This is a genomic window from Anaerobacillus sp. ABD4_527, assembly GCF_056160805.1.
In genome coordinates this window covers 855840-875300 of sequence record NZ_JBSWXZ010000002.1, presented here as the reverse complement: position 1 = coordinate 875300, position 19461 = coordinate 855840, and the positions used below count along the sequence as shown (strand labels likewise).

Below are 19461 nucleotides of genomic sequence, written 5' to 3'. Positions count from 1 at the left end.
TTTATGCACGATTTCTCCCCCTTAACTTTAGAATACCTAACACTGTAAGCAAGATAAGCGGTAAAGCCACTGCGATGCTAGCTCCTATGAGGCCGAATATATTCAACCATTCACCTATCTCATATTCCAAGTTTGCATTAAAGGTAATGGCTAGACCTGAAAAAATAAGGATGAGGGTTACCCATTTTTCCGGCACGACTGGGAGAGCTCTCTGAAACAAGAGTTTTGCAACCCAAATATACATCACGATCGACACCACGATTTTCATTAAAAACAGCGTAAAGATAAAGCTTTCTATTCGCTCGATCAACTCTATTTCTATGAAAGCAATTAAGTTTAGGACGGGGAAACTCGTTAACTTTAGCTGCTCAAGTGAAAAGAACATATAGGAGACGATCGATATCGCTAAGTAAATGAAGGTTGTGATCATATTTCCGATATAAACACTTCGAAACCAATTCTTCTTCGATCGATCGATATAAGGAAAGAGAAAGACCACAAGCTCAAAACCAAGAAACGCTGTGAACAGATTGATAAATCCTAAGAGAAAGTTCTCTCCTTCTGCTAAAAAGAATGGCGTCATTCTTGTAAAAGACATGTATGGAAAGTGATAGAACATAAGCAATGTCATCCAAACCGTAAAAACAAAAAACACAGCAGTCACCTTCGAAATGGTATACACGTCTTTACTTACTAGATAGATGACGAGGAGCAGCATGATGATGATAAAGTAATATGCGTTTGTATTTTGAAATGAAAGCACCTGAGTGATCACAACATAATCTTTTCCGATGAGAATGACTAACACAGAATAGATAAATGCGAGCAGAAGATAAAAAGGTGCCATAACACCTCGAGGAATCAGCGCTTCCATGATGTCAAACAGGTCCTTCCCTCCACCTATTCGATTCACAAGACCGATTAAAAAGATGTTACAACACGCAACGATTGAAACGACGATGACCATAATCCATCCATTCGTTCCAAAATCAACAGCAAGCAAACGAGGTAGTTTTGTAAGCGTTACTCCCGATTGAATCATATAGATTAAGATAGCTAGATGAAAAGGAGCAATCTTTTCAGACATTCTCATCCCTCAGTTTCCTTAGCGTTTCGTTATCCACTCATCTTTTTTGTGAGCTCTTTGAAATCGTCGGCTTCGTTTTCATAGAAGAAAAAGGAGCTCTGATCAAAAAGTCTCTCCAGTCCTTTTTAAAAAAAGGAGATAAAGGTGCGGTATAAGGAGCACCAGCACTAGTTAACCCACAAATATGAATGATTAGAACAGTAAGTCCGACCATAATCCCAAAATTCCCAAGAATTCCAGCAAGAATAATTAAACCGAACCTCGTTAACCGAATACTTGCACTCATCACATAGCTCGGAATGACAAAAGAGGAAATCGCTGAACTTGCAACTACAATGATAAGAACGTTACTTGTAAAACCAGCTTGTACAGCTGCTTGTCCGATCACGATACCGCCTACGATCCCGATCGTCTGTCCGATTTTCGTAGGTAACCTCGCTCCAGCTTCCCTTAGAAGTTCAAGGGTGATCTCCATCATCAACGCTTCATAAATCGGTGCAAACGGTACGCGGCTCCGTGACTCAACGAGCGTCTGCAGAAGAGATTCAGGTATCATTTCATATTGATACGTTGTGACTGATACGTATAGAGCAGTTAATAAAATGGTGATAAGAAATGCTGCAAAACGTAATAGTCTTGTCGCTGAACCTGTAAGCCAACGCTGGTAGTAATCATCACCTGCTTGGAAAAAATCAAAAAACGTTGACGGCGTGATGATGACCGACGGACTGCCATCAAAAAGAATGGCAACCTTCCCCTCAACGAGCTCAGCCGTTACAGAATCCGGTTTTTCGTTTAACACATGTTGAGGAAAAAGCGAGTATGGGTGATCTTCAATTAACTGTGAAAGCATATGAGAGTCATACACACCATCGATCTTGATCGACTGGACACGAGTTTTAAGTCTCTCGACGAGCTCCTCGTTCGCGATTCCTTGAATATAGAGTAATGTAACCGTCCCGTTCGTAACTTCCCCAACAGAAACATCCAAAGCCTTTAAATCTGAATTCTTCAATCTTCTTCTAATCAGGGAGAGGTTCGTAGAACTGCTTTCAACAAAAGCATCATGTGGGCCGTTTATCGTTCCCTCAGTCTCAGACGGTTCGATGCTTCTCTCTTTTGGACCGTAGAGATCGATCAAATACACCTTGTCTTGATATAAGATTCCTGCATAACCGTTTAAGATTTTTTGAGTGATGTCATGTATGTCGTCGGAAGCCATGTATGTAAAGCGATTAAAGACGGTCAATATCTCATCTTCTCTAACCTGATAAAGAGGTTTTAACAATTCAGTTTGAAACATCTCATCATCAAGTAAATGTTGAAAATAAAACAGATGGAGCTTTAAATCAGGCAAAAACCGCTTAGAGAGATCTGCACATCCTTCAAACTGATGCTCAATTTGCTCTAGAAGAGTTGCTTCATTGGTAAGATCCTTTTCTTCTGATTTTTGTAATTTTCTTCTTCGCTTTATCGACCTTCTAACCATAACGAATCCTCCAACTGTTAGCTCTTCTTAGCATGACGCTAAACAGTAAGAATATGCGCTGGGCGTTGTGAGCCATAAAAAAAAGAGGCTATCGTTTTGATAGCCTCTTACGATGTATTATTTTTTCAACGATGCTTCAAGCGCAATGACCATCATATCTTTGAACGTCGTTTGACGTTCTTCAGAAGTTGTTTCTTCTCCTGTCACGATATGGTCGCTTACCGTTAATACAGTAAGTGCGTTCACGCCGTATTTCGCTGCAATCGTGTAAAGAGCTGACGTTTCCATCTCTACACCAAGCACTTGATAATCAGATAGCTTTTGGAAGATCTCTGGGTTGTCACGATAGAACGAATCACTCGTGAACACATTCCCAACATGTACGCTCATTTCTTTTTCTGCTGCAGCGTCATATGCATTCTTCAACAGATTGAAATCTGCAGTCGGCGCAAAGTCCATGCCGTCGAACTGAAGGCGGTTTACGCCAGAATCAGTCGTTGCACTCATCGCGAGGATTACGTCTCTCACGTTTACTTCCTTCTTTAACGCACCGCAAGTCCCTACACGGATGAGGTTTTTAACGCCATAGCTTTGGATCAGTTCGTTCACGTAAATCGAGATCGACGGTACACCCATGCCTGTTCCCATCACAGAAACTCGTTCGCCTTTGTATGTACCTGTAAACCCGAGCATTCCTCTTACTTCATTAAAACAAACCACATCGTCAAGAAACGTCTCTGCGATGAATTTTGCTCTAAGTGGATCTCCTGGTAGTAAAATCGTTTCAGCGATATCGCCTTGTTTTGCTCCAATATGTACGCTCATTTGTGTTTCCTCCTTGAGTTTCATTCACTATCAAAAGTAGCATAAGATGACAAGACAATCCAGTATGGATTACCTTTTGTTACGTTTCCATATTTTATAGGATGGTATGCGGATTTTGGGTAGTTTCCGCTAATAAAATTTGAAGTTTGGACAATAAAAAGCGATTTTGGCTAATAAATCTTGAATTTAGCTAATAACGTGTGCGGTTTGGACAATAAGTTGCGCTGAGGGGGTGTATTGCACGTATATGTGTTTGTGTTGCGTGGTGGATATCCGCGAAATCACCTTGGATATCCGCGAAAATCGCCATTTATCCGCGATTTTTTAATTATATCCGCGAAACCATCTCACATATCCGCGATTCTCAACTTTTATCCGCAAATCTGCCGATAACCCCCTCGCCCCCTCGACCAGCCGCTCCCAAACAAAAAAAGCGCTCAACTCAGCGCTTTTTAATAATACGGAGAGATCATCAAGTAGACGATGACACCAGTCAGGCTGACATACAGCCAGATCGGCATGGTCCACCGTGCGATCTTACGATGTTTCTCGACTTGCATATTCAATCCACGTGCTACGGTGATCAGCGCCAGCGGCACGATCGCTGCAGCAAGAATGATATGGCTGATGAGGATGAAGAAATAGATCGAACGGATGATACCTTCTCCACCGAAGGATGTTGATTCAGACAAACCGTGATACGTTACATAGGATAGTAAAAATAACGCCGTTGTCGTAAAGGCAGCAAAGATAAAGCGTCGATGCACTTTCACGTTTTTCTGTAAAATAAATATTAAAGCAGCTAGTAAAAACACAAATGTGAAGCTATTTAAAATCGCGTTTAATAATGGAAGTATCGTAATATCAAATCCAACTTCACCGTTGTATTCTGGTAGTAAAAACAGAACGACAACGAGCGCGTTGACAGCGATCGATAGCCCTACGATCCATGGTGTGTAGTTACGTTGTTTTACTTCATTCATTGGGATTCTACTCCTTATCACTGAGATGTACATATTAAGGATAAGAAAGTTTATCTTATTGAGCAACTACTTGCAGTCAACTGTAGAAAGATATTTGCGTCTTTATTCACGTTTTGTTCACATTACGGCGTCCATTGATCGTGAACGATCGCGACTAAGTGTGGCTCACCTTCATAATCGCTAAAAACGAGCTTGAGACTTTTCCAGTCCATCCCTCCAAACTCTTCAGATCCAGGTACAAAATATTCCACATAGGTACTTTCCGGAAATGCTTCATGGATGTTCTCGACACTGTTTGTCTGTTTGTACATCCCGTCTTGCGTTACATAATCTGTTTCTAGAAATTCCACGTCATATACATAGTGATCAAAATACTCACCTGGGGTTAAGCGAATTGGGTCTCCTTTCCCAGCACTCACACCCCATTCAAACTGCTTATCAGACTCCAAGAGCTTTTCGACTTGGCCTTTCATGAAGACTTGCGCTCTCTTCTTGTCGATGGTCGTATAAGGTGAGAACAGCAACCCTTTCGTACGATGAACAACGTTCGCAACTGCTTCCATTTCTTCATTCTTTATTGCAGCGAGGACGTTGTACGACCGCTCCATCACACTAACAGGCTTCTCTGCTTCCACCGGCTTTTCCTCAACGTGTCCGTTCGTACAGCCTACCAATAATACTGCAAGGAACAAACAGATGACTCCTTTACGCATCGTCAATTATCCCCCTTTTGTTAAGCTGATTCGTTGTTAACTATATTCGCCGTTCGAACCCACAATCATTCATATCGTCTAAAAGACGGGAATTTTCCAAATAAATTTTATTCGTTCTGTCATCGCTTACATCTCTGGTGATAATAGGTTCAAACGGGTATATAGACAGTAATTCTCAATCTCACAATTTGATTTTAGTAGGAAAAAGCTATAAAATTTTTACTTGGGAACCCGATAACTCATAAGTTATGGGATCGTCGCACTAATCATTCGAATCAAATTGTAGTGTCTGTTTCGTGATTAACGATACAAATGTCGCACTGTTCCTTTTGAATCCGTTCCCTCTGGAACAGCAATAATGAAAAGTGAGGTCAGAAAGATGAATCAACCATCCAAAAAGGCTTCTGTTATCGTCATATTTGGAGCTACGGGAGATCTAGCAAAACGTAAACTTTTCCCTTCGTTGTATAACTTATATTGCAAAGGTGAACTTGAAGAAGATTTTGCTGTTGTTGGTGTAGCTCGCAGAAAGCTTTCAAATGAAGAATTTCGTTCTCGTGTACATGATGCAGTGATCGATACGGCATGCATGGACAAGGATGATAAGCATAAACAATTCAGCGATCACTTTTTCTATCAACCGTTCGATGTGACAAAAAGTGAATCGTATCAAGATTTAAAAGCGTTGACTGAATCGCTTGATACACAATTCGATATTCCAGGAAACCGTATTTTCTACATGGCGATGGCGCCAGAGTTCTTCGGAACGATTGCACTTAACCTTGATGCTGAAGGATTGATCGAAGGTGATGGCTGGAATCGTCTTGTGATCGAAAAACCATTCGGTCATAACTTCTCCTCTGCTCAAAAGCTTAACGATGAGATTCGCCAAGTGTTCTCAGAGGATGAAATCTACCGCATCGACCATTATCTAGGAAAAGAAATGGTACAAAACATTGAAGCGATTCGTTTTGCGAACGCACTGTTCGAACCGCTTTGGAACAATCGTTACATATCAAATATCCAGATCACCTCTAGCGAAACGGTTGGCGTTGAAAACAGAGGCGGCTATTACGAAAAATCAGGTGCTTTACGAGACATGGTGCAAAACCATATGCTTCAGATGGTGTCATTGCTCGCTATGGAGCCACCAGCTAGTTTATCGACAGAAGAAATTCGTAGTGAGAAAGTAAAAGTTTTACGTGCTCTTAGAGCCGTTATACCTGAAGAGGTTAGCAAATACTTCGTTCGCGGTCAGTACGATGCTGGTGAAGTGAACGGTACCCATTTACAAGGGTATCGTGAAGAAGAAAACGTCGATGAAGCATCGAATACAGAAACGTTTGTTGGCGCGAAACTGATGATCGATAACTTCCGCTGGGCTGGTGTACCGTTCTACATCAGAACGGGTAAACGCATGACGAGTAAGTCTACGAAAATCGTCATCGAATTTAAAGATATGCCGATGAACCTATATAAGGAGCAAAGCGGCAAACTAGGTCCTAACCTACTTGTCATCCACATTCAGCCTGAAGAAGGAATGACGCTTCACTTGAATGCGAAAGACACAGGAGATATGCGTAAAACAACGCCTATCCAATTAAACTTTAACAACAAGCAGGAGAACTACATCAACTCTCCTGAAGCATACGAGCGTCTGCTACACGATGTGATGCGAGGAGATGCAACAAACTTTACTCGCTGGGATGAAGTAGCGCTTTCTTGGAAGTTCATCGACCCGATCTCGATCGCTTGGGCAAATGAGAAGGAGCCTACCTTCCCTAACTACGCTTCAGGATCGATGGGACCACAGGCATCTGATGACTTGCTTGAAAAAGACGGCTTCCACTGGTGGCCATTACCAGAAAACAAATAAGAATAGAAAAAGATACGTGCACAGCGTATCTTTTTCTTTCTCATATTCACTACTATGAAAGGAAGTGCAATGCGATGAAAATGTATGATGTAAGCGCACCAATTTTTAAAGGAATGGCAGTTTATAAGAACAAAGAAGAAAAGCAGCCAGAAATCGATACAAAGACGAATGGTCATGTTACGGAATCTCGCCTTTCATTAGACGTTCATACTGGTACACACGTTGATGCTCCTCTTCACATGATGAACGATGGTGCAACGTTTGAAACAATCAATCAAGAAGACCTCGTCGGTACGGTAAAAGTGATCGACGTTACAAACGTTAAAGGTGCGATCACAAAATCTGATATCGAGTCTGAAGATATTCAAAAAGATGATTTCATTCTATTTAAGTCACAGAACTCGTTTGAAGAAGAATTTAACTTCGAGTTTGTATTCGTAGGTGAAGATGCAGCGCGTCACCTAGCAGAATGCGGTATTAAAGGTGTAGGTGTCGATGGTCTTGGAATCGAAAGAAGCCAGCCGGATCACCCAACGCATCGTTCCCTCTTCGAGAAAGACATCATTATCATGGAAGGCCTTCGCCTGAAAGATGTTGATGCTGGTCAGTATTTCATGGTCGCAGCACCGCTGAAACTTCAAGGCACGGATGCATCACCTGCACGTGTGCTATTGTTTGAAGGCTTAAAAGAAGCATAATAAAAAGCCGGGGATACTTCCCCGGCTTATTCTTTTACCTCAAGCGCCATCTTCAAATACTCGATGAACATGATCGACTGCTCTTTTAGCTTGATATCTTCTCGATCTAGGATTGCATAATCGAGCGCAAGTCCATCAACGAATGAAATGATTGACCGCGCGATCATCTCGCTGTCGAACTTCGAGCTGAACTCACCACTCTCCTGTCCTTTTTTAATCACGTCATGATAAATGCTCAACCCATAAAAGTAGCGCTCTTTTCCATACTTCCTTCGTCGTTCATCGTTACGACCCGTGATGAAAAATTCAAGATTCGATGGTGCCATCGGATCCATCTCATCTAGTTCTTGCTCTTCTCCAAATAACCGTTTCATAAGAAGTGCCCAATGAGTAAGCTCCTCTTTCTTAAGAACTTCCTCAGTATCCTCCATAGCCGTTTCTAGGCCTTCTTTTAGAATTGCCTCATAAACATCCTCTTTACTAGAGAAGTACTGATAGAGCCCCCCTCTGCTTACACTCGCTTCCTCCATGATGTGTTTCATCGTTGCACGCTCATAGCCATGTTCGATGAAAACAGTTTTAGCCGCTTCTAACAGCTCAGCTCGACGCTGCTCCTTGTGCTCCTTGCTCACCTTTGGAGACATCGTTCTCACTCCGTTCTATTTTTGATCTAAACAATAGTCCCACTACTGACATAATAACAAGTAATGATGCTGTTGCGATAAACATTGGGATCACCCCAAATACCGTTACGAGTATTCCTCCTAATAATGGACCGATAATCGTAGCTGTTGTTGTTGCGCTATTGATGACCCCAAATACTCTTCCCGTTATGTGTACCGGTGTATCCGTTTGAACTGCAGCTTGGAAAGGAATAAATACGATCCCAGCCGAGAAACCAGCTACTAGCCCAAGACCAGGTCCCCATATAATCGAGTGTGCAAGGTCCATACCAGTGAAGACAGCTAATAAACCAAAACTTATTCCCATTCCAAATACGCCAAAAAGCATGAGGAGAATCGGTTTATAGTCTGTCTTTTTTGCGAGGATCCAGCCGGAGAAAAACATCCCTAGACCAGAACCTGTCACAAGGATGCCGAACAAGTCTGGAGATGCGTTCGTTAACTCTCTGATCAAGACGATGATTTGTGAATCCGATAGTTGCAAAATGAGGAGGCTGATCGTAAGAATCGAAAGGCCGACTAACAAGAATTGATTTCCTTTCATGAAACTTACACCTTCTACAAAATCCTTTTTAAACGATGTGCTCTTACTCTTTTCACTTTCTAAAGGTTCAGCTAATGCGCTAGCAGGCAACGTGATGAGAAGGATTGCGGATAAGATAAAAGTTGCTGAATCGATGACGAATACAGGCGTAGAACCAAATGCGGTTACGAGTAATCCACTGAGTAGCGGTCCAAGCACTTTCGTTCCTGAATCGATCATCGAGGTAATCGACATGGCGCTCTTCATCTGATGGTCAGAAACTAGTTCTTTTAACTTTCCATTCTTAGCAGGGATGAATAGTGCAGCAAACAAACCGATTCCAAATAAACAAATGTAAACCATCCAAATCGTTGTAGCAAAAATCAACATGGTGACGAGGCCCGCTCTAACGAGATCCGAAACCACCATCAATGTTTTTCGGTTGAATCGATCAGCAAATGTACCAGCGAACGGCCCAAACAACGCCATGGGCACTGCAAGACATAGGATGATAAGCGATACTTCAATTGGTGATGCGTTCCACTTCAACCCAACCATCGTGATGATGGCAACGATACTCAACCAGTCGCCGATGCTTGATATGAGCTGTGCAACCATAAGCGTGATGTAACCTTTGTTACGTAGCAGTGATCCTTCCATACGAACGCCTCCTTAAAACGACACTAGTGTCTTTTTTGTTACTTTCATTATAACGATACTAATGTCGTTTTACAACCACCCTTTCTCAGAAAATAAAAAACCACGCTCGACCTTTGTGGGTCAAGCGTGGTATTCGTTCTCTATTAATCTTCAAGCCACTCTGTGTGGAAGACGCCTTCTTTGTCGATACGCTGATACGTATGAGCACCGAAGTAGTCACGCTGTGCTTGTAGTAAGTTCGCTGGCAATGTCTCACTACGGTAGCTATCGTAGTAAGCAAGTGCACTAGATAGACCAGGAACCGGAATTCCGCGCTGTACAGCAAGTGATACAACGTCACGTGCAGCGCTCTGGTACGATTCAACGATCTCTTTGAAGTAAGGATCTAGAAGTAGGTTCGTTAAGCCAGCTTCACGGTCATAAGCTTCTTTGATGTTTTGTAGGAAGCCTGCACGGATGATGCAACCACCACGGAAGATCATAGCAATGCTACCGTAGTCGAGATTCCAATCGTACTCATCTGAAGCAGATCGCATTTGAGCAAAACCTTGTGCATACGAACAGATCTTGCTTAGGTAAAGAGCTTTACGGATCTTTTCGATCAACTCTTTCTTATCGCCATCAAATGGTTTTACATCTGGGCCATTCAGAATCTTGCTTGCTTTCACGCGCTCGTCTTTCATTGCGGAAATGAAGCGGGAGAATACGGATTCTGTAATGATTGAAAGAGGTACACCAAGGTCAAGCGCACTTTGGCTCGTCCATTTACCAGTTCCTTTTTGACCAGCAGTATCAAGGATCACGTCTACAAGCGCTTTGCCTGTTTCAGGATCTTTCTTCGTGAAGATGTCAGCAGTGATCTCGATCAGGTAGCTATCGAGTTCGCCTTCATTCCACTCTTTGAACACTTCATGAAGCTCATCAGTTGATAGTCCTAGCACGTGCTTCATCATGTAGTAAGCTTCACAGATCAACTGCATATCACCATACTCAATACCGTTATGCACCATCTTCACATAGTGACCCGCTCCGTCTGGACCGATATACGTTGTACACGCTTCGCCGTCTACTTTTGCAGCGATATCTGTAAAGATATTTTCGACTTCACGGAAAGCATCTGGCTGTCCACCAGGCATGATCGATGGGCCGTTCAATGCCCCTTCTTCTCCACCTGAAACGCCTGCTCCGATGAAGCGGATGCCTTTTTCCTTCAATTGCTCAGAACGAGCTTGAGTATCCTTGAAGAATGCATTTCCTCCGTCGATGATGATGTCATCTTTATCAAGATGAGGAATAAGCTGTTCGATCGTTCCGTCTGTTGGTCCGCCAGCTTTGACCATCAGCAAGATTCTTCTTGGTTTTTCTAGTGATTGAACGAATTCTTCAATGCTATATGTATCTTGGAAGTTACGTCCTTCAACTTCACTCATCATTTCTTTTGTTTTACCTTCTGAACGGTTATAGACAGAAACAGAATAACCGCGACTCTCGATATTCATGGCAAGGTTCTTTCCCATTACGGCAAGACCGATTACACCGATTTGTTGTTTTGACATGTTTTACCCTCCAACTTTATACTGTAATACTCTACTCGGGTGACTGCACTTGAAAGTATACCATAAACGGTGTTTTATAGTATGCACGCCTTACGGTTACTCATACAGCCTGACAGTATGCATTATACGTCTTTCACGCTTTTGGTGCAAAGGTATAAACTCGGTGTGAGTAATTTTAGGGTGAATGGGAAAATAAAAGAAGGTAACAGAAAAGGAGTGAACTTACGTGAATGAGAAGAAAGTAGCTGGTGAGCGTGCTGCTCACCTCGTTCAAGATGGAATGGTCGTCGGTCTCGGAACGGGGAGTACTGTTCATTATACAATATTGGAACTTGCATCTATGGTAAAAGAAGGCCTGTCAATAAAAGGCATCCCAACTTCCAAACAAACTGAAGTATTAGCACGTGAGCACGGCATTCCACTCGTCACGTTAGGTGAGGTGGAGAAGATCGATTTAACGATCGATGGTGCAGATGAACTGGATGGTCAGCTAACGCTTATTAAAGGTGGCGGTGGCGCACTACTTCGTGAGAAGATGATCGCTTATCACTCGAAGAGAATGGTCGTCGTTGCAGATTCTAATAAACTTGTGAGACAGCTTGGGACATTCCCACTGCCTGTTGAGGTAGTTCCGTTTGGCTACCAGAAGACGATGGACGCTCTTTCTAAACTTGGCTGCAGAACTAAGCTACGAATGAACGGAGAAAAAGTATTTATTACAGACAACGAGAATATGATCGTGGATTGTTCGTTTGACAGTATCCCTTCTCCTCCAAAGCTCCATGAGTGGCTCAACGCCATTCCAGGGGTCGTTGAAAACGGCCTATTCATAGGAATGGCTGTACAAGCCTTTATCGGTCGCGATGGCGGCGTAACGGTTATCGAATAAAAGAAATCCCGGCTAATCAGCCGGGATTTTCTATTTAATCACGAGTACAGGGCAGCTTGCTCTCTGTAATACGTTATGACTTACGCTACCAAGGAATATTTCTTTTATTCCACTCAGGCCTCTGCTCCCCATCACGATAAGATCACATTCATTTTCCTCTGCATACTTGACGATTTCTTCGCCAGGATTTCCTTCAAGCACCATCGTACTTAAATCATCCTGTGGAATTCGCTTTTTAACGCTTTTACTTACTTCGTCCAACATTTCAACAGCATCTTTCCTTAATTCGTTCAATACGCTCGCATAAATGACCGCTGAACTGATTTGAGCTGTAGGATTAAGGGCCGTTACGATGTCGAGATGAAGCTCTGGATTCTCCTGAGCCATCTTAATGGATTCTTCGAGTGCCTTTACGCTCAATTCAGATCCGTCAAAAGCAACCAGGACTCTATTATATTGTTTCATACGTCATTCTCCTTTCCTGATCTGCTTATAACATACCAAGTCTAACGTACGGAGTCTGTGACAATGATCACAATAGGCAACCCTTTATGCTTTTTTCTTATACAACACTTGCTCAGTGACGATCGCAGTAATCGAACCTAATATTAAACCATTATTTAAAATTGAAGCCATGATAGGCGGCGTATTTTGAAAGGCTTCTGGCGGTATGAACATCGTACCGATACCAACCATAAAGGAAATGCCTATTATAAATGCTTTTCCCTCAGAAGTGTCCTTATTAAACTCATTGAAAGCAATTCCCACCATTTTCACAAAAACAAGAAAAATAACGGCATACCCCACAGGTTCAGGGAGAGCCGCAAAAAAGGCCATCACGGCTGGAAAGAGACTGATGAGCACGATCAATGCACTCCCAATAATAAACGGAAGCCGCTTTTTAATGCCTGTTGTGATGATAAATCCAGCAGCCCCTGATATTGGAACACTTCCAACTGCTGAGAATACGCCACCAAGGAGCTGGTTGATCCCTGAGATGAACCCTGCTTGCTTGTACCGAGACTTCGGCCGCTCGTTATTCAAATTACTCAATACTTCTTCGACTACCCTGATGCTTGCGATCATGTTCGTAAGGAGCAATAGCGTGACGAGCGCTGCAGTTACGATCATACCGGAGTCCCAAACCGGCATACCAAAAGCAAAGATTTCAGGTAGTTTTAAAAGTGATTCTTCTGACAAAACGATAGGTTTCGCTAAGCCTAACAAAGCAAAAATCGCCCACCCTACCATCATAAGAATAAGAATGGAATATTGCTGAATAACGGGCGGCATTCTGCGTGAAAACCAGATCGATAGAATGACAAGAACGAATGACAACCCTGCAATTCTTAGATCGAGCCCTTCTTTCAAATAACCTACTCCCATCATTCCATTTAGAAAGGACCCGCTGAGCTGTGCAACGAGAAGCAATAGGTATACGCCCGTTACGACAGGTGTAAAAAGCTTTGATAGCTTCTCAACTAGTCCTAGTCCGCTCAAAATAATAAAAAGAATTCCACTTACGATCATGGCTAGTTCAAGAGCTTGTAGTGTTTTGATCTCAGAGCCAAACAACGTTGCACTTAATCCCGCGTAAAGAACAAAGACTCCCCACCACAACCCGGCAGGTCCTTCGTTAATCGGCAGACGATGACCAAGCGTAACTTGCAAAATTCCTGCTACACCTAATACAAACATTGTTCGCTGTACAAACCCTGCAGCTGCAGTCGGATCTAAATGAAACAAACTCGCGATCGCAACTGGAGCAACGATTGACCCTGCAATCATAAAGACAGCCCATTGTAGGGCAGATAATGTGTTTCTCATCTTATCGAATCCTCATTTCATGGTGATACATTCCAAACTTCCTTTTCCATCATAACAAACGGTACTTGAGCGGTCATTACGAATTTTTCCACTGGGCAACGCACCTTCCCTCTGTTATACTGTTTTCTTGGTGATTTGATTTATATCAAAGTCACGGGTGGGAGAGGGATAAAAAAGTAAGAAGGGAATATAGTGAAAACGAAAATTAATTTTGATTTTCAAGCTCACGATACTTCACTGAAAAAGGAGATACTCGCAGGTTTAACATCGTTCTTTACGATCGTTTACATCGCAGCTGTCAACGCTTCGATCCTCGCAGATGCAGGCATTCCGTTTGAAGCCGGGATGATCGCAACAGTCATCACATCAGTATTTGGATGTTTGCTTGTTGGTCTATATGCAAACGCACCGATCATACTCGTTCCAGGAATGGGCGTAAATGCGTTCTTCACGTTCACGATGGTACAGTCGATGGGCTTAAGCTGGGAAGTTGCGCTTGCCTCCGTGTTTATTGCAGGCATTCTGTTTGCGATCACGGCATTCACACCACTAGCTGGTTTACTTTCAAAAGCAATCCCAGTTTCACTTAAAGAAGCGATCACAGTTGGGATAGGACTTTTCCTTACCTTCATCGGTCTTCAAAAAGGTGGAATCGTGGTGTCGAGTGACTCAACGTTCGTTGCACTCGGAGATATAGGCTCAGCTCAAGTGATTGCAACGCTTGCAACATTAGCAATCGCAGCCTTGCTTTTCATTCGAAACATCAAAGGCCATTTCTTGATCAGCATGCTGATCGGAACTGGGATTGCATGGAGCATGGGATTGATCGAAACAGGTCAACAGCAGGAAGGTTTCTCGTTCAGTTCGTATGCATCGGTTTTCGCAGCAATGTCTTTTGAAGACTTCTTAGTATTACCGTTCTGGATCGCAACGTTTTCGATGGCGATGATCCTCGTTTTTGAAAACATGGGTCTACTTCATGGACTGCTTCCAGATCAATCTAAGTTCTCAAAAGCTTACAAAGCGAACTCGATCTCTGCTATATCAGCTGGACTTTTCGGAACAAGCCCTACTGTATCGACGGTAGAGAGTGCTTCTGGAATCGCAGCAGGCGGTCGAACAGGCATGACGTCCGTGACGACAGGACTACTGTTCCTAACCTCGCTGTTTTTCATACCCGTCTTCAAGATGATTCCTGATTCAGCGATTGCACCAGTGCTCATTATCATTGGTGGTTTGATGATCACATCGATTCAAAACATTTCGCTTCAGGATTTCTCAGAAGGCTTTCCAGCATTCTTAATCATCGTGATGATACCACTTACGTACAGTATCGTTGACGGCATTGCGTTCGGTTTCATCGCTTATCCATTCATGAAGTTAGCGCTTGGTAAAGGAAAAGATGTACCGGTTCCAATGTATGTAATTGCGAGCTTGTTTTTCATCAACTTCTTCCTCCACGGAATTTAACAACAACGTCCCCACCGGGGGCGTTTTTTTGTCTAACGTTTTATTAATACCTGTGATATTCTGGTAAACAGGTGATGATATTGAAAAAAATGGCTTTACTTTGCTTTTTGCTTGTGGGATGTGAGCAGGAATACGCAGTGTTCCATTCCGGTATTGAAAACACGATCCATAGTGAGAAAGAGCTTCCGATACGCTCAACATTAAAGGAGAAAGAAACGATCCTCTCCTCCTTCATTAATAAAACGCCTAACGAATGGGGTGAAAATGTTTCGGGTGTGAAAACCTCCTTTCAAACGAATGAGCGTGAACTCGCGCTAACGTTCGATGCATGCGGAGGCCCTTTTGGAAGTGACATCGACCATGAACTTCTCTCTTTTCTAAAGGATGAACAGGTTCCAGCCACCCTTTTTGTAAACAGCCGTTGGATTGAAGAAAACAAGCAAGAATTCCTTGAATTAGCTCAAAATCCACAATTCCAAATTGAAAATCATGGGACAGACCATAAACCCCTATCGGTTACTGGGCAAACTGCCTGGGGTATTCAGGGTACTTCTTCCGTAGAAGAAGCGTATGACGAAATCACAAAAAACCATAAAAAAATCAAAGAGCTAACAGGACGCTCTCCAAACCTTTTTCGCTCAGGGACTGCTTATTACGATGAAGTTGCAGTTGAGATGGCAAACACCCTAGGAATCAGTGTCGTGAACTACACCCTACTAGGAGATGCCGGGGCGACCTATTCGAGTCATGAAGTGAAGGCCGCTTTGTTGAGCGCTTCACCGGGCGATATTGCTTTGCTACATATGAATCAGCCGAACAGCGGAACTGCTGAAGGTGTGATTGAAGCCATCCCACTTCTTAGGGAAAAGGGCTTCTCGTTTGTCCACCTTTCTAACCATAAATTACGTTAATAAAAGCAAGGTCCTCTGGCTATGTTAATTATCATCAACTGAAAAAGGGGTGATGAGATGAGTCAATCAAAAGGACAGCGCGAACGTCAATTCAGAAAACGTAAAGAAGCACAGAATCCTCACGGTAAGATCAAGTCTCTTGAACAACTATCTAATGAAACGGATTCTAAAAAAACACCATAAACCAATCTAGCCGATTAAACTCCACTCATATCGGGTAACTACGCAAAGAGTGAACAATTTGAAGGGAGTTTATCCATATGAACGAAATCAAAGTGTCAGTAGCCGGCATGAAGGGCGAGGACTGTATACAAGAAATCGAACAAGCGCTACTTTCCCTTAGCGGAGTCGAAAGAGCTCTAGCTGATTTAAAGGAAGAAATGGTATCGATCGAATATGACGAAGAGGCAATCGACGTATCCGTGATCATCAATACAATTGAAGGAATCGGCTTCGAGCCTGCACAATAGCCTGCATCCGTGCAGGCTTTTTTTTTCACTAAGAAAGAGGCTGGGACAAAACCAATATACATGAAGGAAATCGCGAATGTTGAATGGTAAAGAGTAAGACCTTAGCGTAGCCAACATACGTAGACTCCTGCGGGAACAGCACGAGTCCGAAGGCCCCGCGGGGTTTTTTGCTTTCTGAGGAGACTGAGGCCGTGCCCGCGGAAAGCGAAGTATGTTGGCGAAGCGGCGGTTTCCTATCTGTAAATTACAAAAGACCCGATCTAATTCAAATGAATTGTTCGGGTCTTTCTCATGGTTATATGCTTATGTCCCAGCCTCTTCAGAATAAAACCAAGTTTTCAACCTAGACATCTAAAGGCCTTTCATCTGGTGGAGCACTCATTCCAATTTTTCTCTTATGGATAAGCGCATTAATCTCTCCTCCAACAAGGAGTATCAGTCCCGTTAAATAAAACCATAACATAAGGATGATAACTCCCCCTAGGCTACCGTACGTTGCAGAATAGTTCCCAAAATTACTTACATAGAAAGAGAACGCGAGTGAAATCACCTGCCATCCAATTGTAGCGACGATTGATCCAACGAACACTTCTTTAAGAGGAAAATGTTTATTTGGAGCATAGCGATACAATACAGAGAGCACTAATGCCATAACAACAACTGCAACGACCCAGCGTAGAACTCGGAACAAGATTTCCGTTGACTCAGGTAAATACAACGACCTCGTTACAGTATCAATAATGAGATCACCGAATACGGGTAAAACGAGTGTAACAACAAAAGCTAAGATAAGTCCGATCGTAAGAACAATAGAAAGAAGGCGGGCTTTTATGAAAGACCTTGTTTCTTCCACATCATACGCCAAGTTTAATGCACGTATTAGCGCCATGATTCCGTTTGAAGCAGACCAAAGTGTACCTAAGATACCGACTGTTAACAGTCCTCCCTGCGGCTCACTAATAATCGATACAACATTATCCTGCAGGATGCCTCCGATCTCTCCTGGGGCAACTTTCGTGATAAAGTCAACCGCCTCCTGCTTGTCTATCGATAAGTATGGGAGGATTGAAATCACCAATATGAGCAGAGGAAAGATCGATAGCATAAAGTAGTACGCAAGCTCAGCTGCTAGACTGGTTACCCGATCTTCTCCAATTTCTTTTCCGAGTTTCTTAACAAAAGACATCATGTCGCTTTTCCCCTTTCTCTCAGTCTTTAATTTTCATACCCTCATTGATCGCTATGTAATCTTTCAAAAGAAAAGGAGCAGGCTTAATGCCTGCTTTATACTGTAGAGAAAGGTATAATTCACTAAAATATGGTGAGAATTTCGCTTCACGCTAGGTTTTATTGAGGTAATTATATTTCAAAAAGAAAAAGCATCTAGAAAAGACCAAATGCCAAGAAAGATTTGTTAGCATAATCGGTCGGAAAGTTTTATTTGAGTTAAATGTATTCTAGTAGGAGTGAATACCTCTTGACTCCAGTGGTCCAACGGGCGTTCGAGACTCGGAGTGGACGGTTTTTGTCCACTTTGAGGCTCGGGCGTTCGTCCACAGGAAAGCAAGAGGTATTCATACTCCTACGGCATAGGGACACTTGGTTTTGTTAACAGCAAAAGGAGCAGGCTATTTACCTGCTCCTTTTCGATCAGAGATCAACTGTGACCTTCTTTATTTTTCTCATCTTGATGTTCGATCGCATTTAAGCTATCGCTCGCTCCTTCAATATTCAAATGATCCCTTAACTCCATTCTTGCATTACTTAGTGTTGGTTCATCTAACTTCAAATAGTATGTCGAGCCAGGTTGATAATTTTCACCTGATAGCTGTATCTTATCGATCGAATTTAGATTAGAAATAAACGGATAGAGGCTTAGTGCTTCTTTAAAGGTCATGCTCATCGTGAGGTTTTCACCTATTCGCTCGAGTACGCCACCGTACTTTGGAATCGACGAAAGCGAACTTAGTTTATCGATCGAAGACGTAATAACTTCCATCTGTCGCTGTCCACGCATAAGATCAGAATCCGCTTTACGAGTTCTTGCAAATGCCAAAGCCTCTTTTCCATCGAGCGTATTTTGCCCGACTTTTAAAGCTACCTCACCTTTTGATTCTTTATATAATTGATCAACAATACTTTGTTTTTCAATCGCAACATCGATACCACCGATCTCATCGATTACCGTTTTAAACGCATCGAAGTTGACTCGGACCACTTCATCGATCGGAATACCGAGCATCCCTTCAACCGTTTGGATCGTTAAATCGATGCCACCATATGCATGAGCATGTGTGATTTTATCCATTCCCTGCCCTGGTATTTCAACATATGAGTCTCGAGGGATACTCAATAACTTCATCGACTTATCATCCTGGTTAAACGTAGCGACCATCATCGCATCGCTTCTCCCATCAGATGATGCTTCTCGATCATCCACACCAAGAAGCAGTACAGAGAAATGGTCTTTCCCGATGTCGACACCCTCTTCTCTTAAAGTGGATTGTGCCCCTCTATCTGGTTCCATCACAGACTGTTTTGAAACCGCTGATACTTTATAAAATAAATAACCCCCGTAGCCTGTGACTCCGATTACAAGCAAAGCTAATACGAGGAGAACGTTTCTTCTTAAACTTCTTCTCTTTCTTCTACGCTTTCCATATCGGTTGTTCATTGTTCTAAATTCCCCTTTAAAACAGTCTCATTTCGAAACATTTAGATCATTCGAATGTCACAGGTAAAGAAAGACGGTACACGCTCTAAATGTTGAAATCCCTAAGTTTTTGTGTTTCACGCTTTAT

Annotated in this window: 19 protein-coding genes; 7 read left to right on the top strand and 12 right to left on the bottom strand. The window is 42.6% G+C overall.

The genetic code is table 11. The features are described 5' to 3' along the window. Position 1 precedes the first annotated feature (1 nt). From ACXAHI_RS16790 to ACXAHI_RS16770, 5 genes are all read right to left on the bottom strand, one after another. Complete coding sequence (locus ACXAHI_RS16790) at positions 2 to 1087, bottom strand: GerAB/ArcD/ProY family transporter (protein WP_474849808.1); 1086 nt, start codon at positions 1085 to 1087, stop codon at positions 2 to 4. A gap of 37 nt (positions 1088 to 1124) precedes the next feature. Then, a complete protein-coding gene (locus ACXAHI_RS16785) occupies positions 1125 to 2576 on the bottom strand; it encodes a spore germination protein (protein ID WP_474849806.1) in 1452 nt (483 codons plus the stop codon). Between the two features lie 117 nt (positions 2577 to 2693). Beyond that, complete coding sequence (deoD, locus tag ACXAHI_RS16780; RefSeq protein WP_270181513.1) at positions 2694 to 3401, bottom strand: purine-nucleoside phosphorylase; 708 nt, start codon at positions 3399 to 3401, stop codon at positions 2694 to 2696. Between the two features lie 452 nt (positions 3402 to 3853). Next, the gene (locus tag ACXAHI_RS16775) at positions 3854 to 4384 is read right to left on the bottom strand and encodes a DUF420 domain-containing protein (RefSeq protein ID WP_474849804.1); all 531 of its coding nucleotides are present in this window, start codon (positions 4382 to 4384) and stop codon (positions 3854 to 3856) included. Between the two features lie 122 nt (positions 4385 to 4506). After that, a complete protein-coding gene (locus ACXAHI_RS16770) occupies positions 4507 to 5097 on the bottom strand; it encodes a hypothetical protein (protein ID WP_474849802.1) in 591 nt (196 codons plus the stop codon). Between the two features lie 379 nt (positions 5098 to 5476). Between ACXAHI_RS16770 and zwf the strand changes: the two genes are divergently transcribed. Together zwf and ACXAHI_RS16760 are read left to right on the top strand one after the other, a co-directional pair. After that, on the top strand, positions 5477 to 6973 hold the full coding sequence (gene zwf / locus ACXAHI_RS16765) for a glucose-6-phosphate dehydrogenase (RefSeq protein ID WP_474849800.1): 1497 nt from the start codon (positions 5477 to 5479) through the stop codon (positions 6971 to 6973). 74 nt (positions 6974 to 7047) lie between these two features. Further along, positions 7048 to 7671 (top strand): cyclase family protein, encoded by a 624-nt coding sequence (locus ACXAHI_RS16760; RefSeq protein ID WP_474849798.1) that lies wholly within the window; start codon positions 7048 to 7050, stop codon positions 7669 to 7671. Positions 7672 to 7697: 26 nt separating this feature from the next. Here ACXAHI_RS16760 and ACXAHI_RS16755 read toward each other — a convergent pair whose 3' ends face one another. From ACXAHI_RS16755 to gndA, 3 genes are all read right to left on the bottom strand, one after another. Continuing rightward, positions 7698 to 8315 carry a TetR/AcrR family transcriptional regulator gene (locus ACXAHI_RS16755; RefSeq protein WP_474849796.1) on the bottom strand — a complete coding sequence of 206 codons (618 nt, stop codon included), beginning with the start codon at positions 8313 to 8315 and terminating at the stop codon, positions 7698 to 7700. Continuing rightward, positions 8269 to 9537, bottom strand: coding sequence for an MFS transporter (locus ACXAHI_RS16750; RefSeq protein ID WP_474849794.1), 1269 nt, complete (start codon positions 9535 to 9537; stop codon positions 8269 to 8271). Before ACXAHI_RS16750 ends, ACXAHI_RS16755 begins: the two co-directional genes overlap by 47 nt. Before the next feature lie 143 nt (positions 9538 to 9680). Further along, entirely contained in the window at positions 9681 to 11093 is a 1413-nt protein-coding gene (gndA, locus tag ACXAHI_RS16745; RefSeq protein WP_474849792.1) for an NADP-dependent phosphogluconate dehydrogenase, read from the bottom strand. Between the two features lie 226 nt (positions 11094 to 11319). On the opposite strand from gndA, the gene rpiA reads away from it, so the two are divergent. Then, positions 11320 to 11982, top strand: coding sequence for a ribose-5-phosphate isomerase RpiA (gene rpiA, locus ACXAHI_RS16740; RefSeq protein ID WP_474849790.1), 663 nt, complete (start codon positions 11320 to 11322; stop codon positions 11980 to 11982). Positions 11983 to 12012: 30 nt separating this feature from the next. On the opposite strand, the gene ACXAHI_RS16735 is transcribed toward rpiA, so the two are convergent. Both ACXAHI_RS16735 and ACXAHI_RS16730 read right to left on the bottom strand, forming a co-directional pair. After that, positions 12013 to 12447, bottom strand: a complete 435-nt coding sequence (locus ACXAHI_RS16735) for a universal stress protein (protein ID WP_474849788.1) — start codon at positions 12445 to 12447, stop codon at positions 12013 to 12015. An 84-nt stretch (positions 12448 to 12531) separates the two neighbouring features. Continuing rightward, positions 12532 to 13809 (bottom strand): purine/pyrimidine permease, encoded by a 1278-nt coding sequence (locus tag ACXAHI_RS16730; RefSeq protein WP_474849786.1) that lies wholly within the window; start codon positions 13807 to 13809, stop codon positions 12532 to 12534. A gap of 192 nt (positions 13810 to 14001) precedes the next feature. On the opposite strand from ACXAHI_RS16730, the gene ACXAHI_RS16725 reads away from it, so the two are divergent. The 4 genes from ACXAHI_RS16725 to ACXAHI_RS16710 all read left to right on the top strand — a co-directional run bounded on the left by ACXAHI_RS16725 (position 14002) and on the right by ACXAHI_RS16710 (position 16660). Beyond that, complete coding sequence (locus tag ACXAHI_RS16725; RefSeq protein WP_474849784.1) at positions 14002 to 15279, top strand: NCS2 family permease; 1278 nt, start codon at positions 14002 to 14004, stop codon at positions 15277 to 15279. A gap of 89 nt (positions 15280 to 15368) precedes the next feature. Next, a complete protein-coding gene (locus ACXAHI_RS16720) occupies positions 15369 to 16190 on the top strand; it encodes a polysaccharide deacetylase family protein (protein ID WP_474849916.1) in 822 nt (273 codons plus the stop codon). 57 nt (positions 16191 to 16247) lie between these two features. Next, positions 16248 to 16373, top strand: a complete 126-nt coding sequence (locus ACXAHI_RS16715) for a DUF6254 family protein (RefSeq protein WP_270181502.1) — start codon at positions 16248 to 16250, stop codon at positions 16371 to 16373. A gap of 77 nt (positions 16374 to 16450) precedes the next feature. After that, on the top strand, positions 16451 to 16660 hold the full coding sequence (locus ACXAHI_RS16710) for a heavy-metal-associated domain-containing protein (RefSeq protein WP_270181501.1): 210 nt from the start codon (positions 16451 to 16453) through the stop codon (positions 16658 to 16660). Positions 16661 to 17003: 343 nt separating this feature from the next. Here the strand turns inward: ACXAHI_RS16710 and ACXAHI_RS16705 are convergent, their stop codons facing one another. Both ACXAHI_RS16705 and ACXAHI_RS16700 read right to left on the bottom strand, forming a co-directional pair. Beyond that, the gene (locus ACXAHI_RS16705) at positions 17004 to 17849 is read right to left on the bottom strand and encodes a YihY/virulence factor BrkB family protein (RefSeq protein WP_474849782.1); all 846 of its coding nucleotides are present in this window, start codon (positions 17847 to 17849) and stop codon (positions 17004 to 17006) included. A 468-nt stretch (positions 17850 to 18317) separates the two neighbouring features. Beyond that, on the bottom strand, positions 18318 to 19334 hold the full coding sequence (locus tag ACXAHI_RS16700; RefSeq protein ID WP_474849780.1) for an LCP family protein: 1017 nt from the start codon (positions 19332 to 19334) through the stop codon (positions 18318 to 18320). Positions 19335 to 19461 lie beyond the last annotated feature (127 nt).